This window comes from Rhodococcus sp. WS3, from assembly GCF_003797085.1.
Classification (GTDB): Bacteria; Actinomycetota; Actinomycetes; order Mycobacteriales; family Mycobacteriaceae; genus Rhodococcus_F; species Rhodococcus_F globerula.
This window is the reverse complement of sequence record NZ_RKMA01000003.1, coordinates 48831-62713: the sequence shown is the minus strand read 5'-3', so window position 1 is coordinate 62713 and position 13883 is coordinate 48831. Positions and strand designations below refer to the sequence as shown.

Annotated in this window: 15 protein-coding genes; 5 read left to right on the top strand and 10 right to left on the bottom strand. The window is 62.9% G+C overall.

Features of this window, described 5'->3' with window-relative positions; all coding sequences use genetic code 11:
- Positions 1-18 precede the first annotated feature (18 nt).
- The 3 genes from EEB13_RS21360 to EEB13_RS21350 are packed head-to-tail and all read right to left on the bottom strand — an operon-like array spanning position 19 to position 2642.
- A complete protein-coding gene (locus EEB13_RS21360; RefSeq protein ID WP_033236705.1) occupies positions 19-792 on the bottom strand; it encodes an ABC transporter permease in 774 nt (257 codons plus the stop codon).
- Positions 789-1829, bottom strand: coding sequence for an ABC transporter ATP-binding protein (locus tag EEB13_RS21355; RefSeq protein ID WP_141486241.1), 1041 nt, complete (start codon positions 1827-1829; stop codon positions 789-791). The genes EEB13_RS21360 and EEB13_RS21355 overlap by 4 nt, the downstream gene beginning before the upstream one ends.
- 54 nt (positions 1830-1883) lie before the next feature.
- The gene (locus EEB13_RS21350; RefSeq protein WP_141486240.1) at positions 1884-2642 is read right to left on the bottom strand and encodes a hypothetical protein; all 759 of its coding nucleotides are present in this window, start codon (positions 2640-2642) and stop codon (positions 1884-1886) included.
- 161 nt (positions 2643-2803) lie between these two features.
- On the opposite strand from EEB13_RS21350, the gene EEB13_RS21345 reads away from it, so the two are divergent.
- The gene (locus EEB13_RS21345) at positions 2804-3172 is read left to right on the top strand and encodes a VOC family protein (RefSeq protein ID WP_033236744.1); all 369 of its coding nucleotides are present in this window, start codon (positions 2804-2806) and stop codon (positions 3170-3172) included.
- Positions 3173-3191: 19 nt separating this feature from the next.
- Here EEB13_RS21345 and EEB13_RS21340 read toward each other — a convergent pair whose 3' ends face one another.
- A complete protein-coding gene (locus tag EEB13_RS21340; protein WP_141486239.1) occupies positions 3192-4217 on the bottom strand; it encodes a glutathione S-transferase family protein in 1026 nt (341 codons plus the stop codon).
- Positions 4218-4242: 25 nt separating this feature from the next.
- The gene (locus EEB13_RS21335) at positions 4243-4944 is read right to left on the bottom strand and encodes a GNAT family N-acetyltransferase (RefSeq protein WP_141486238.1); all 702 of its coding nucleotides are present in this window, start codon (positions 4942-4944) and stop codon (positions 4243-4245) included.
- Between the two features lie 127 nt (positions 4945-5071).
- On the opposite strand from EEB13_RS21335, the gene EEB13_RS21330 reads away from it, so the two are divergent.
- The gene (locus EEB13_RS21330) at positions 5072-5695 is read left to right on the top strand and encodes a PadR family transcriptional regulator (RefSeq protein ID WP_141486237.1); all 624 of its coding nucleotides are present in this window, start codon (positions 5072-5074) and stop codon (positions 5693-5695) included.
- A gap of 2 nt (positions 5696-5697) precedes the next feature.
- The gene (locus EEB13_RS21325) at positions 5698-7182 is read left to right on the top strand and encodes a DHA2 family efflux MFS transporter permease subunit (protein WP_033236711.1); all 1485 of its coding nucleotides are present in this window, start codon (positions 5698-5700) and stop codon (positions 7180-7182) included.
- A gap of 15 nt (positions 7183-7197) precedes the next feature.
- Here the strand turns inward: EEB13_RS21325 and EEB13_RS21320 are convergent, their stop codons facing one another.
- From EEB13_RS21320 to EEB13_RS31605, 4 genes are all read right to left on the bottom strand, one after another.
- On the bottom strand, positions 7198-8532 hold the full coding sequence (locus EEB13_RS21320; RefSeq protein ID WP_187328603.1) for an MFS transporter: 1335 nt from the start codon (positions 8530-8532) through the stop codon (positions 7198-7200).
- Positions 8516-8887 carry an alkylhydroperoxidase gene (locus EEB13_RS21315; protein WP_141486236.1) on the bottom strand — a complete coding sequence of 124 codons (372 nt, stop codon included), beginning with the start codon at positions 8885-8887 and terminating at the stop codon, positions 8516-8518. The genes EEB13_RS21320 and EEB13_RS21315 overlap by 17 nt, the downstream gene beginning before the upstream one ends.
- A 73-nt stretch (positions 8888-8960) precedes the next feature.
- Positions 8961-10391: an MFS transporter gene (locus tag EEB13_RS21310; RefSeq protein WP_141486235.1), complete on the bottom strand. Its 1431-nt coding sequence runs from the start codon at positions 10389-10391 to the stop codon at positions 8961-8963.
- A 10-nt stretch (positions 10392-10401) separates the two neighbouring features.
- Positions 10402-10548 (bottom strand): hypothetical protein, encoded by a 147-nt coding sequence (locus tag EEB13_RS31605; RefSeq protein ID WP_155276698.1) that lies wholly within the window; start codon positions 10546-10548, stop codon positions 10402-10404.
- Positions 10549-10643: 95 nt separating this feature from the next.
- On the opposite strand from EEB13_RS31605, the gene EEB13_RS21305 reads away from it, so the two are divergent.
- Complete coding sequence (locus EEB13_RS21305) at positions 10644-11447, top strand: hypothetical protein (RefSeq protein ID WP_095888551.1); 804 nt, start codon at positions 10644-10646, stop codon at positions 11445-11447.
- A gap of 164 nt (positions 11448-11611) precedes the next feature.
- Here EEB13_RS21305 and EEB13_RS21300 read toward each other — a convergent pair whose 3' ends face one another.
- Positions 11612-12970 carry an FAD-binding oxidoreductase gene (locus EEB13_RS21300; RefSeq protein ID WP_187328602.1) on the bottom strand — a complete coding sequence of 453 codons (1359 nt, stop codon included), beginning with the start codon at positions 12968-12970 and terminating at the stop codon, positions 11612-11614.
- Between the two features lie 42 nt (positions 12971-13012).
- On the opposite strand from EEB13_RS21300, the gene EEB13_RS21295 reads away from it, so the two are divergent.
- Entirely contained in the window at positions 13013-13813 is an 801-nt protein-coding gene (locus EEB13_RS21295; RefSeq protein WP_033236715.1) for an enoyl-CoA hydratase/isomerase family protein, read from the top strand.
- Positions 13814-13883: the final 70 nt, after the last annotated feature.

Sequence of the window (13883 nt, the reverse complement as noted above, 5' to 3'; positions counted from 1 at the left end):
GCAGACACGCTTTATCACTCAGGTGATGTCGCGCATCCTGGTGCGCAGCCAGCCGCCCCCGACGAGTGCGACGACCCACGCGGCGAGGATCATCGCTGCACCGGGCCAGGAACTCAACACGTCGATGTCGATCGAAGGCGCGGCATTGACGAGCACTCCGAGGGTGGCCGACACCGGCAGTGCCTTGCCGATACCGTCGGCACCGACGGCAAAGGCCAAGGCTCGCAGAATCCATTCACCGAAGACGAACCAGCCGACCACGGACAGCATGCCGACCACTTGTGAGCCGGCGAGCAGTGTGACGCCTGCACCGATCAATGCCCACAGCGCGCAGGCGACTATTCCGACGCCACAGATCGCAAACAGATCCGCGGTGAAGCTGAAGTCGCGAGTGAACAGGATCATCGCGCCGACGGCAACGACCTGCACTACCAGTGCGTATCCGACCGCGAATGCGGCAACAACACCCAATTTGGCGGCCAACACCGCGTCGCGTCCGCGGGCGGTGAGGAATGTCGTGGTGTATGTGGCGTAGGTGAATTCGTTGCCCGCGGCGGTTGCACCGAACAACGCCGCAAAGACGAGGGCGATGGTGGTGGGTCCGCCAACCGCGATGGCAGTGGACACGAGATTCACGTCGAACGCGGTGTCGGCTCGCTCGGCAATGGCCTCGACAATCGGACGAGTGAACGACGCGGCCGCGAGCGCAACAACGACTGGTGCCACAGCGAGTGCCCACCAATAGCGCAGCGAGAGGACCTTCTTGATTTCTGCTTGTGCGAGCGTCGTCACCGGTGGCCTCCCGACGGTCCGTAGGCGGTGGGACCGTAGTAGCCCGACGGTGGACTGTAGTGACCGGATGGCGGGCCGTAATGGCTGGATGGCGGACCGTGTCCGGGATGGCCGGTGGCATAGTGCGGTGTGGTCATGGCCACGAACAGTTGCTCGAGATCCGCGTGATCAGCGACGACACTGAAGATCGTGACGCCGGAGGCTGCCGCAACCGGAGCAAGTGCGTCGCTGTCGGTACCGCTGACGGCGAGTCGGCCGTCCGGTGCGATCGTGGCCGCCGTGATCCCGCGGGCGGCCAGCGCCGTCGCGAACAGCGCGGGGTTGGAGCACGAGACCATCAGTCGACTCCGATGTGATGCGCGGAGGGCCTCGACACTGCCGTCGTAGACCAGAGAACCCGCGCTCAGAAGCACCAGGTTGTCCACGACGGGTTCCACCTCGCGCAGCGCCTGGCCCGTGATCAGTACGGTCCGCCCGGACTCGGCAAACGTCGTCAAGAACTGCTGTAACCAGGCCGTGCCTTCGGGGTCCAGTCCGTGGGTGGGTTCGTCGAGGACCAGGATTTCCGGGTCCCCGAGCAACGCGGTGGCAAGGGCGAGCCGTTGCTGCATTCCCAGTGAGAAAAGTCCGATTCTGCGGTCGGACGCCGAACTGAGTCCGACTGCCGCGAGAACCTGTGTCGTTCGCTGGGCGGGCAGGCCGATCGCGGCAGCGTAGATGTCGAGGTGAGCGCGCGCCGTCCGCGCTGGATGGAGGCCGCGTGTATCGAGGACGGCACCCACAGTCCGGGCGGGCGACGCCAATTTCGAGATGGGGAGACCGTTGATCGTCGCGGATCCATCGCTGGGCGTCACTAAACCGAGCAGCATGCGCAGAGTCGTGGTTTTTCCGGCGCCTGCGGGGCCGAGCAAGCCGGTGATCGAGCCGGCGTGGACGTCGAAGCTCAGGTCGTTGACCGCCCGTGCCGCTTTGAACGTCTTGGTCAAACCGCGAACTTCGATCGGCGCGGAGACCCGCCCCGGTGCACTACTGGTCAAAGATGCTCCCGCGTCGACGGACGTTGTGTTGTGTCGAGCCTACGTTCTCGGCTGTTATCCGCGGAGTACCCGAGTGGTGGTGGCGGGATCGGGCGCGAAGTCGTCCTCGGGGAGTATGACGAGGTGATCGGTCCAGCGCATCGGGGCCGGGCCAAAGGCGTCGCGCGCATTCTTGACGACGCCCTTACCGATGACGCGGTTGCCTGCGCCACCGATGACCGCGCCGATCCCGGCGGGGACCAGCTTGCCGAGTATGAGTGCGCTTCGCTTTGCGGCGTATTTCATCACGAACTTGCGGACCAGCGTGCTGTTCATTCCGCGCATCGTGGAACTCGGGATTTTGCTGGTGATCGCGGTGCCCCAGTTCTTGGCGGTGACCCCGGTGACCTTCTGGACGATTTCCATGCCGGATTCGCCGAGGGCGACAGCGAGGACGAGGGCGCGTCGTTGTTGGTGGTTCTCGATGGAGATTCCGTGGACCGACGCAACTGCCAGAGTGAGAAGTGCCGATGCTTCGAGGAAGAATGCCGACTCCGCGCCGACCGCGGCGATCGATGCCACAGTTCCGACGCCGGGGATTGCGGCTGTGGCGCCGACCGCGCTGCCGCTTCCTGTGACGGCCAGGAGAAACATCTTCTCGAGTCGATCGATGATCTGTGCAGGAGACTCGTCCGGATGCGAGTGCCTGACGTGCTCTACGTACTTGGCGACGGCGGGCGCCTGGAGGCGGCTGCCGTTGTCGAGTACCGAGATGAGGATTTTCTCGACCCGCCCGGCGTCGTTGCTGCTTGCGTTGTCGATCGACTTGGCCATCGCTCTGCCCCTCCACAGGTGTCCACTCTGCAATCGGTGAACTTCGCTGTCGAGGATAGGTGAAGTTTTACAGCGGAGCAGGTGGCCTGCGCCATAGGCTTGTGCTGTGTAGTACGAGAGGGAAGGGGACTGCTGTGGGAACCGATGCTGTGGGAACCGTAGTGTGGCCGACGCTGGTGTATGCCGATGCCCGAGCGGCTGTCGATTTTCTTGTGAAGGCCTTCGGCTTTGTGGAGAAAGCGCTGTACGCCGACGGTGACGTCGTTGCGCATGCTCAGCTCGACTGGCCCGGTGGCGGTGGGGTCATGTTGGGTTCGCCCCGCGCCGATTCGTCGATTGCCGGTCTACCGCCGGGAGTGGGTTCTGTGTACATCGTTGTCGACGATGCCGACGGCCTCCATGATCGGGCTGTTGCCGCCGGCGCCGTGATCACGCAGGGTCTTCGCGACGAGGACTACGGTTCGCGGGGTTTCACGTGCCGTGATCCTGAGGGCGTGTTCTGGAGTTTCGGAACGTACGGCGGGGAGTAGTTCTTTACCCGATCTCGGGTTACCGTGTCGCCCAATGTTCTTGCGGCACTACCTCGCTCGGGATCGGGGGATGTGGCGGTGTGCCGTCTCCGAACGGCCGGCCGCCGAGTTGTTCGCGGCCATGCGGTTCGAGCCAGTGCGTCAGTTCGGGTCCCTTGGGAACGATCTGGCTGGGATTGACGTCGGAATGAACGATGTAATAGTGCTGCTTGATCTGGGTGAAGTCGATGGTGTCGCCGAACCCGGGGGTCTGGAAGAGGTCACGGGCATAGTCCCACAAAACCGGCATCTCGGTGAGTTTGCTTCTGTTGCACTTGAAGTGGCCGTGGTAGACGGGATCGAATCGGGCTAGCGTCGTGAACAGTCGGACGTCCGCTTCGGTGATGGTGTCGCCGACCAGGAAACGTTGCCGTGCAAGGCGTTCCGTCAGCCAGTCCAGTCGCGCGAACAGTTGGTCGTATGCCTTGTCGTAGGCTTCCTGGGATCCGGCAAAGCCGCAGCGATAGACACCGTTGTTGACGTCGCGGAACACTTGTTCCGCAACATCGTCGATTTCGGCGCGGAGAGCCTCCGGATACAGATCCGGTGCCCCTTCTCGGTGGTACTTCTTCCACTCGGTGGACAGATCCAGTGTGATCTGCGGGAAGTTGTTGGTGACGACCTTGCCGGTCGCGATCTCCACCATCGTCGGCACCGTGATGCCGCGCGAGTAATTGGGGTCGCGGGCAAAATATGCGTCCTGGAGTCGGGGGATCTTCAGAACCGGATCGACGCCGCCGGGGTCGAGATCAAAAGTCCAACTGCGTTTGTCGTGGACCGGTCCGCAGATTCCCATCGACAGAACATCTTCCAGGCCTAGGAGTCGGCGGACGATGATGGCGCGGTTCGCCCATGGGCAGGCGCGCGCGACAATCAATCGATAGCGATTCGGTTCGACGGGATATCCGTCGCGGCCGTCCTCGGTGATGCGTGCGGCAATGTAGTTGGTGTCGCGAGTGAATTCGCGGCCTTCTTCGACAAATGTTGCAGAGTTGTCCGCGTTCATGGAGATTCCTCTCGATCGCGTGTCTCTACACAATACGTCGTTGGACCTGCGCCGTGGTGTGTATTCCCAGGACAGTGAAATCGAGTGCGCGTGCGATTGCAGCGCCGCCGAGATGTCCGCTCGGGATGCGGAGTTGCGGTATCAGACCGGCGTCGAGAGCGTCTTCGGCAGCGAGAAAGACTGTTCCGCAAGCCAAACCGCGCCGCCGCTGCGCGGGATCGGTGAGCACCGTGAGATCCGCGACGAATCCTTGGAACTCGCGGTAGGCCGCGCAGGCGAGGGGTTGGTGATCATCCCCGAGTGCTGTGAACCAGTGGTCCTTGGCGCTCAGGTCGGCAACTGTGGCGTCGTCGGGTGGGCAGGATCTGGCCACGTTCATTGCGTCGGATCGCTCGCGGCTGATCAGAAGTTGTTCTGCGGGTGTGTGATCCGTGTAGTCGGGAAGGAATGCGAGCTCGGTGTGCGATGTGGGTCGGCCGCCGTGATCCTTGGTGAGTTCGAGAAGTCGCGTTGGTTCCAGCAGTGAGGCGGCGGCCTCGTTCGCGGTGCGCTGCGTAAACCATTGCGGTCCGACGACGGCTGCTGCCTCGGCGAGTTGCAGTACGTGGATCAGATCGTTGTGATCGTCGTCGACGCGAGCGGTATGCGCCGGACGCAATGCGGAGTCGCCCAAGCCCAGTTCTCGGGCCCACGCGAGTCGGATGATGTCGAGATGATGGTCGTCCACTCGCTACACGCTAGTCCGGTTCGGGTGGGTTGATCGAGATGGCCCGGCGTCGTATATTCCATGTGGACTATTTCGGGTGGAATAGTCAAGAAATCGTCAATTGCGGCTTGTCAGGAAGGGGGATCTCATGGGTGACGTCTCATTGACGCCCTTGGGAATCACCGTTCTGGGCCTGCTGTCCGAGCGTTCGATGCACCCGTACGAGATGTATCAACTCGCCTCGGTCCGTCGAGGGGACCAGTTGGTGAAAATCAAGCCGGGCTCGCTTTATCACACGGTTTCCAGGCTGGAAAAGCAGGAACTGCTCGCTTCGATCGGGACGGATCGTGAAGGCAATCGGCCGGAGCGGACGACGTACGAGATCACCGATCGAGGCCGGAGCGCCCTCGAGCACCAACTGCGGGAGATGTTGGCGGTTCCGGTGCGAGAGTATCCGCGCCTGCCTCTTGCGCTTGCAGAAATGCATAACCTGTCCGCTGCAACTGCGTGTCGGATGCTCCGGATACGTCTCGCGCATCTCGACGAGACGATTGCGAAATTCGAGGTCGACTACGAAGCGTTGAAGGCCGCGGAAAAGCCACGAATCTTTACGGTGGGCGCCGATTACGCCCACGCACTGACCGTCGCCGAACGAGAGTGGATCGGCGCGTTGGTGACAGACATCGAGAGCGGCGAAATGCCCTGGCTCTCACAAGAACTTCTCGACCGGCTGGCCGGCTCAGCAGGCTCGTCCGCACTATCTAAGGACTGAAGATGGAAAAGCAGGTCAATCCCTGGCACGCGCTGTGGGCGCTGTGTATCGGGTTCTTCATGATTCTCGTGGACAGCACGATCGTTGCGGTGGCCAATCCGGCGATCATGGAGGACCTCGGAACCGACATCAACAAGGTGGTCTGGGTAACGAGCGCCTACCTTCTGGCTTACGCTGTGCCGCTGCTGGTTACGGGTCGATTGGGTGATCGGTTCGGGCCCAAGAACCTGTACATGATCGGACTCGTCCTGTTCACCGCCGCTTCATTGTGGTGCGGTTTGTCCGGCAGCGTCGAACTTCTCATCGTTGCAAGGGCTTTCCAGGGCTTTGGTGCCGCGATGATGACGCCGCAGACGATGGCCGTCATCACCCGTACCTTTGCGCCGAACAAGCGCGGCGCGGCCATGGGTCTGTGGGGCGCCGTTGCCGGTGTTGCCACCCTGGTCGGACCGCTCGCCGGTGGCGTTCTGGTCGACAATCTCGGCTGGGAATGGATCTTCATCGTCAACGTCCCGGTTGGTGTGATTGCCTTCCTGCTGGCGTGGAAGCTGGTTCCGTCGCTGCCCACGAGCGAACACAAATTCGACATCCCCGGGGTGATTCTCAGTGCCGCGGGCATGTTCCTGCTGGTGTTCGGAATCCAGGAGGGAAGCTCGTACGACTGGAACGGATTTGTGTGGAGCCTGATCGGCGCGGGCGTGCTGCTGCTCGTCGTGTTCGTCTTCTACCAGTCACGCAACAAGAACGAACCACTGCTGCCGCTCGGACTCTTCAAGGATCGCAACTTCTCACTCGCCAACGTCGCCATCACGGCAATGGGCTTTGCCATCACGTCGATGGTGCTGCCGCTGATGTTCTACACCCAGGCGGTACGCGGACTCTCGCCGACACAATCGGCATTGCTGCTCGTTCCGATGGCCGTGCTGACGGGTATTTTTGCGCCGATCGTCGGCAAACTCGTCGACAAGACGCACCCTCGCTACATTGCCGGAACCGGCTTCGCGTTGTTTGCCATCGCACTGGGTTGGCTGGCGATGGTGATGACCCCCGATGTCGCGATTTGGGAGCTGTTGCTGCCGATCGGCCTCATCGGATTCGCGAATGCGTGCATCTGGTCGCCGCTGGCCGCCACAGCCACGCACAATCTTCCGCCCCTGCAAGCGGGTGCCGGAGCCGGTGTCTACAACACCACACGCCAGGTGGGTGCGGTTCTCGGTAGCGCCGCGATCGGCGCGTTGATCACCGCGCGGTTGGCTGCACAGGGCCTCACCGGCGGCAGCTCCGAAGCCGGCGTCGGACATCTGCCCGAGGTAGTCCGCGAACCGTTCAGCACCGCGATGTCGCAGTCCGTGTGGCTCCCGGCCGCGGTACTCCTCGTCGGATTCGTGGCGTCGGTGTGCTTCGAACGGCCGCAGCGCGGCGACGCCCATGACACGGCGATGGCTGTCAGCGCCGAAGCGAGTCGGGAAACATCACTGAAGGATTGAGAAAGTCGTCCCGGCTCAGATGGGGCGAGCGCAGGCGCACTGGGTTGCGGCCAAGGTGCATTCTCCTTGTGTAGCGTCGTGCGTTGCACCGGCGGTCGACGGGGCGGGCATTTCGGTGCTCGCCTCGCGAGGCCACAGCACCCATCCCGAGGCGGCTCCCACCGCGGCAAGGGCTGCGAGGATGCTCCAGGTGAGCGCGAATCCCGCGCTGGTGCCAACCCATCCGGCAATCGGATAGGTGAACAGCCAGGCGAGGTGCGACAGGGAGAATTGGGCTGCGAACACTTCCGGAATACCTGCGGGGTCTACTGACCGTCGAAGCACCTTTCCGGTCGGGGTGACGATCATGGCCATCCCGGCGCCGATGAGCGCCCACACCGCGGCGGTGAGAATCCACGTGAACACACCGGCAACGGCGAGGGACGCTGCCGCACTTGCGCTGAAGACCAGGACGACGGAACCTGCTGTCATCACGGTACGTTCGGCGGTTCGGTCGAGGACGCGGGGAAGAGCCAGCGCGGTCAGCAACGTACCGCTACCCGATGCGGCCAGCATCCAGGCCACGTCGGATTGGGTTCCGCCGAGTTGGTCGCGGACGTAGTTGACGGTGTTGACCACGACGATCGAGCCCGCTGCTGCCACCACGAGATTGAGTGCCATGATGCCGCGCAGTCGCGGCGTGGTCACGAAGATCCGCACTCCCGACGCGATCCGGTCCCACGCGTTTCGGTGAGTGCTGGGACGGGCGTTGGGGATTCGGGTGGCCAGCACGAGTAGTGCGGAGACGGCAAAGCCCACCGAGGTGGCGACAAACAACAGGTTGAACGTCATGAAGGACAGCGCGACCGCTGCGAGAACCGGGCTGAGCAGGCTTTCCATCGTGTAAGCGACCTGCGATGCCGACAGTGCGCGGGTGAAATCGGCCTCGTCGGTCACGATGTCCGGGATGACCGCCTGGAATGTGGGTGTGAACGCTGCCGACGCAGCTTGGAGAACACCCACCAGCACGTAGATGTGCCAGATCTCGCTGACGAAGGGCAACGCGATCACCACCGACGCGCGAATGACATCGAGTGCGACGAGGAAAGCCCGTCTCGGCAATCGGTCGACGTACGCCGCCGCGAGTGGGGCGATCAGGACGTACAGGGACATCTTGATCGTCAACGCGGTGGCGAGCACCGCCCCTGCGGACGGTCCCGCCAAGTCATACGCGAGCAGGCCGAGTGCCACCGTCGCCAACCCTGTGCCGAACAGTGCGATGATCTGGGCGCTGAAGAGTAGGCGGTAGTCGCGAATCGCGAACAGACGCAGGCTGTTCCGTTCCGGTGCGGTCCTAGCGGTCCGGTTCATCTGGTTTCACTCCCGCGACAAGATTGAAAGCTCCGGTCAGGATATTGAGGGCGACGATCCCGACTACATCGGCGATCTCGCGATCACCGTAGCCGTACGCTCGAAGGCCCGCGATGTGTTCGTCGGAAGTCGAGGCAGGCTCTCGATAGACGCGAAGTCCGAGGTCGATCATTGGCTGAGTTTCGCTCGCTTCATTGCCCGTACTGAGTTGCAGATAGCCACCCAGTACGGCGGGCGAATGAGCCATCGCCGCGACCATGTCACCGACCTGTCCGTGACGGTTGACGAGTTCGGCGAGAAGGTCTTTCGATGCACCGACAGCGGTGGCCGGTGTGAGAGATGCAAGGCGCGACATAACGAGTCCTCAGTGGTTCCGCCGGTGGTGGGTTCGGCCGGTGATCGCCGGCCGAACCCACCACCGGAGTTGGTCAAGAATTGACGGTGGAGTGAACGGTTTCAGGCTCTTCGACCTTGGTCGACCGCATCACGACCGCGGTGATTACTGCGCCCACCACTGCGATGGCGGCGGCACCGAGGAACACCGCGGAGAACCCGTTCGTCAACTCCGTCAGGTCACCGAGTTGATCAGCGCCGAACACTGCTGCGATCGCGGTCATCACCGCGAGGCCGACAGCCGAGCCGACCTGGTAACTGACATTGACGATGCCCGAAGCCAGTCCACCCTCTTCCGGGCGTGCAGCCGAAATCGCCGTACCCAGTGAAGGAATGAACGCCAGCGTCATACCGGCCGCGGCCACCAACGATGCCGGCAGCACGTCGACCCAGAAGTTACCGGTGGGCCGGATCAAGGACATCCACCCCAATCCGATTCCCAGCACCAGCAAACCGGCGACGATCATTGCTTTCGCACCGAAGCGCGCCATGGCCCGTGGCGCGACGACGATCATGCCGAGCATGACGAAGATCGTCATCGGCAACAAAGCTGCGCCGGCGGGGAAGGCGCTGTATCCGAGCACTTGCTGCAGGTACAGGTTCAGGAAGAACCACATCGGTATCCAGGCCGCGCCGAGGACGAGCTGAGCGACGTTCGCGGCACCGAGGTTGGGCGCCTTGAAGATTCCCAGCCGCACCAGTGGTTCCCGACGCTTGGACTGGATCAACACGAATGCGCCCAACAATGCGGCCGAGACGGCGAGCGCAAGCCATGTCTGCCCGGATCCCCAACCGACGTCAGGTGCTCTGACGATGCCGAAGACTCCGACGGCGAGGCCTGCGGTGACCGCCAGTGCGCCGAGGAAGTCGATCGATCCGGTGCGTGCCGGTGCATTCGGCATCAGGATGGGCGTGGCGATCAATGCGATGACTGCGATGGGGATGTTCAGATAGAAAACCCAAGGCCAGCTGGCGTATTCGGTTATGGCGCCGCCGAGGAACACTCCGGCAGTACCGCCGGCCGGCGCCGCGGCACCGTAGATGGACAGCGCCTTGGTCATCTCCTTTTGCGTGCTGCCGAACAGCATCATCAGCAGGGTCAGGGCGGACGGCGCGATGAGTGCTGCTCCTGCGCCCTGAACTGCGCGACCGGCAAGTTCGACGGCGACGTTGCCGGCGGCACCGGCGACGACGGAACCGATCAGCAGGATCAGCCAACCGGCGGTGAACACTCGGCGCGCGCCGAACAGATCCGACAGGCGCCCGCCGAGGAGGAGCAGCCCGCCGAAGGCGATGACGTAGGCATTGAAGACCCAGGTCAGGCCTTCCTGGGAGAAGCCGAGATCGCTCTGCATCTGGGGGAGAGCGACACCGATGATCGAGGTGTCCATGATGACCATGAACTGAGCGGCGGCGATCAACGCCAACGCCCACCACTTACGGGTGGATCTAGGTTGTGTGGACATTCTGAGTTCCTTACGGGTACGGGGTATGCATCATGTTTGCGAGGTCTGGGAGTGTCATAGTCGAGGCGTCGCGACATCGAGGCTGCGGATCGATGAAATGCCCGGAAATAGTGCGCTTTTCGAACTCGATCGGCCGGCGCTCGGCGTAGGTGCGCATCGGATCTCCTTCGAGTGAATTCGGAGTGATTTGTTTTGTTCGTTGCATACCCTAGGGGGGTATGGTACAAATTGCAACAGGTTCGACTTCAAGAAGTGAAGAACCCAACGCAGACGGCAACGGAAGTGCCGTCGACCCAACCTTTGGAGGGCAAGATGTTCAGCGAAAACGGCTACACATTGGAATTGGCAACGTCGGAGGCGGCCGTCGGCAGTCGCGTACCCCTGCAGTTCCGGATCGTGGATGCGACCGGATCTCCGTTGATCCGGTACACGGATACTCACGACAAGCAGCTACATCTGATCGTGGTCGGCCGCGACCTGACCGGATTCCAGCACGTGCATCCCGAACTGGACGCGTCCGGAACCTGGCATGTTTCAGTAGATTTCGCGCATGCAGGGGAGTATCGGGTCTTCGCCGACTTCACTCCTGACGGGGGCGACGGAATCACGCTGAGCGCGGATGTACACGTTTCCGGCGCCTATGACCCCCGGCCGTTGCCTGCTGCGGCCGCCACCACGACGGTCGACGGCTACATCGTCTCCCTCGACGGCGCAGCCCACGCCGGCCAGACATCGAAGCTCACGCTCTCGGTCAGCCGAGGCGGTCACCCGGTCACAGACTTGCAGCCCTACCTCGCCGCCTATGGGCATTTGGTTGCGCTGCGCGCCTCCGACCTCGCGTATCTCCACGTCCACCCGGACGGCCATCCCGGTGACGGCGTTACCCCAGCCGGGCCGGCAATCACCTTCTACGCCACCATGCCGAGCGCTGAGGATTACCGATTGTTCTTGGACTTCAAACACGACGGAGTGGTGCGTACGGCCGAATTCACTCTGACTGCCGACAATGCGACCGCGCCCGTGTCAGAGCACGCACACGCTCACCACGGGCACTGAACTCGAACGCCGACATGCAGAATGAGGCTGCCCCGTCAATTGCCAGACGGGCGTGGGCGGTAGCCAGGCATCCTGTGGTTCTTGCCGCGGCACGCTGTGCGGCAAGGTGCGCGCTGATTGCCCTGCAGGACAACCGAAGCCGAAAGGTCCACAGCGTCTAGTAGTCAGCGCCGAAGGGAGTCGGGAAACATCACTGCACGATTGAGAAAGTCGTCCGGATCGAAGGCTCGCTTGATCGCCCACATCGCGCCGATGTCCTCCGGCGTGAGCGCCATGTCGAGGTAATTGCGTTTGAGCGAGCCGACTCCGTGTTCGGAACTGATATTTCCGCCGTAGTGACGCACCAGTTCGAGAATGCGGAGGTAGACGGCGTCGGCGTCGGGGCAATTCAGGACGTTCAGATGGATGTTTCCTTCGGCCACATGACCGAACAGGATCGGGATAGCTTGCGGTGCGTATTCTGCGACAACGCCGACCGCCGAGTCCGCGAATGCCGCCAGTGTGTCAAGGGGGAGTGCCGCGTCGAACTTGAGAGGTGGTCCGAACAATCCTACGACTTCCGCGAAACATTCACGTGCAGACCATAATCGGGCCGAACCGGCCGTGTCGAGCGCTACGGCGGGCGCATCCGGTGGATTGATCCGGTCCATGATTGCGCTCACGTCTTCGGAAGGGTCGTGGGCGCCGGATACCTCTGCCAGCAGATACCATCGGCGTCCCGTCGGAACGCCGGCGCCAAGTCGGTTCGCAGCAAGTTCCAATCCGCGGCCGTCGAGTAGTTCAAGCGCGTCGACGCCGCCGACGGTGCGCAGAATGCGACCCGCGTCGACAACGGCGCCCAGTGAATCGAACCCGGTGAGTGTTGTGACGCGGTGTCTCGGCACGGGGTGAAGTGCCAGGTCGACGCGTGTGATCACCCCGAGAGTTCCCTCGCTGCCCACCCAGAGCGCTGGCAGGTTGTAGCCGGAGTTGTCGACGCGGACGGCTACCTCACGGCGCACGGTGGTGCCGTCTGGAAGAACAACTTCGAGTCCGGTGACCTGCTCCGCCATGTTGCCGTATCGAACCGTGTGCAGCCCACCGGCGTTGGTGGCAGCCATACCGCCGATTGTCGCCGTATCACGCGACGCGATATCGACGCCGAACTTCAGTCCGGCATGGGCAGCAGCGGAATGTACTTGTGCGAGTGTCACTCCCGCGTCGACGGTGATCCTCCCCGCGGCGGCATCGACCTCGCCGATTGTTGTGAGACGTTCGGTGGAGAGCAGGACGTCGTCGTGTTCGGGCACGGTTCCGGCGACAAGTCCGGTGCGTCCACCCTGCACGGTGACGGGTGCGCCGAATTGTCGGCAGATGTTGAGTGCTGCGGCTACTTCGGCGGTGTCGGCCGGGCGGACCAGGGCCTGGGCACGTCCACTGTATCTGCCCGTGTGATCGACCGAGCGGGAGCGCAGAACATCGGGATCGTCGGTGACGAACCGTTGTCCCACAACGTCGGCAAGCGCTTTTCTCAGACCGTCCACTCCCTGATCGTATGTCGCCCGCGGTGTGGCAAGGTGACGGCCATGACTGCTTCCGAAACGCATCCCACCCGTCTCGAGCGAATCATCACCGATGGCGGTGCCGAGGTTGCTGTGCTGACGTTTGCTCACGGACCGCTCAATTTGTTCGATCAGGCGATGTTCGACGCAGTGATCGCGGATATCGCGTCGTTGACGGCTGCGCCGCCGCGCGCGGTGTTGCTGCGGGCCGAGGGCAAGGTCAACTCGGCCGGTGTCGACGTCCATGTTTTCGACGGTTTGACCGCCGAGCAGGGCGCCGAGTTGTGGCGCGAGCTTTTTGCGCAGATCTGCCATCCACTAGAGGCGCTTCCGTGTCCTGTGGTCTACGCCGCGCACGGGTTGACGCTGACGGCTGCGTTCGAGATTTCGCTGGCCTGCGACATCATTCTTGCCGCGCCCAAGGCGAAGTTCGGTTTGGTGGAGACAGTGGTCGGGTTGACGCCGTCGATGGGTGGGCCGCAACGCCTGGCCGAGCGTGCGGGTTCCGGACGCGCTCGCGAACTGGTGATGACGGGCGATCTGTACGACGCGGCGACGCTTGCATCATGGGGGGTGGTCAATGCCGTTCACGACGATGTCGACGCAGCCGCGCGGGCACTGGTAGCGCGGTTGGCTGACGGGCCGACGCGGGCACATGATGCGACCAAGCAGATCGTGGCGGCGTGGCGTTCCGGCGGTATCGCTCATGCCGATGCGGTGACACCGACAGTGTCGGGGGCGTTGTTCGAGACCGAGGACCTTCGCGGCGCTGTGCGCAGCTTCCTCGATGTCGGTCCAGGAAAGGCCGTCTACACAGGCAAGTAAGCACACGGGTATCGCCAGAGTGCTCCACTACCTGTGACTCACGTCATATAGTCGAATGGCGCGGGTGTGG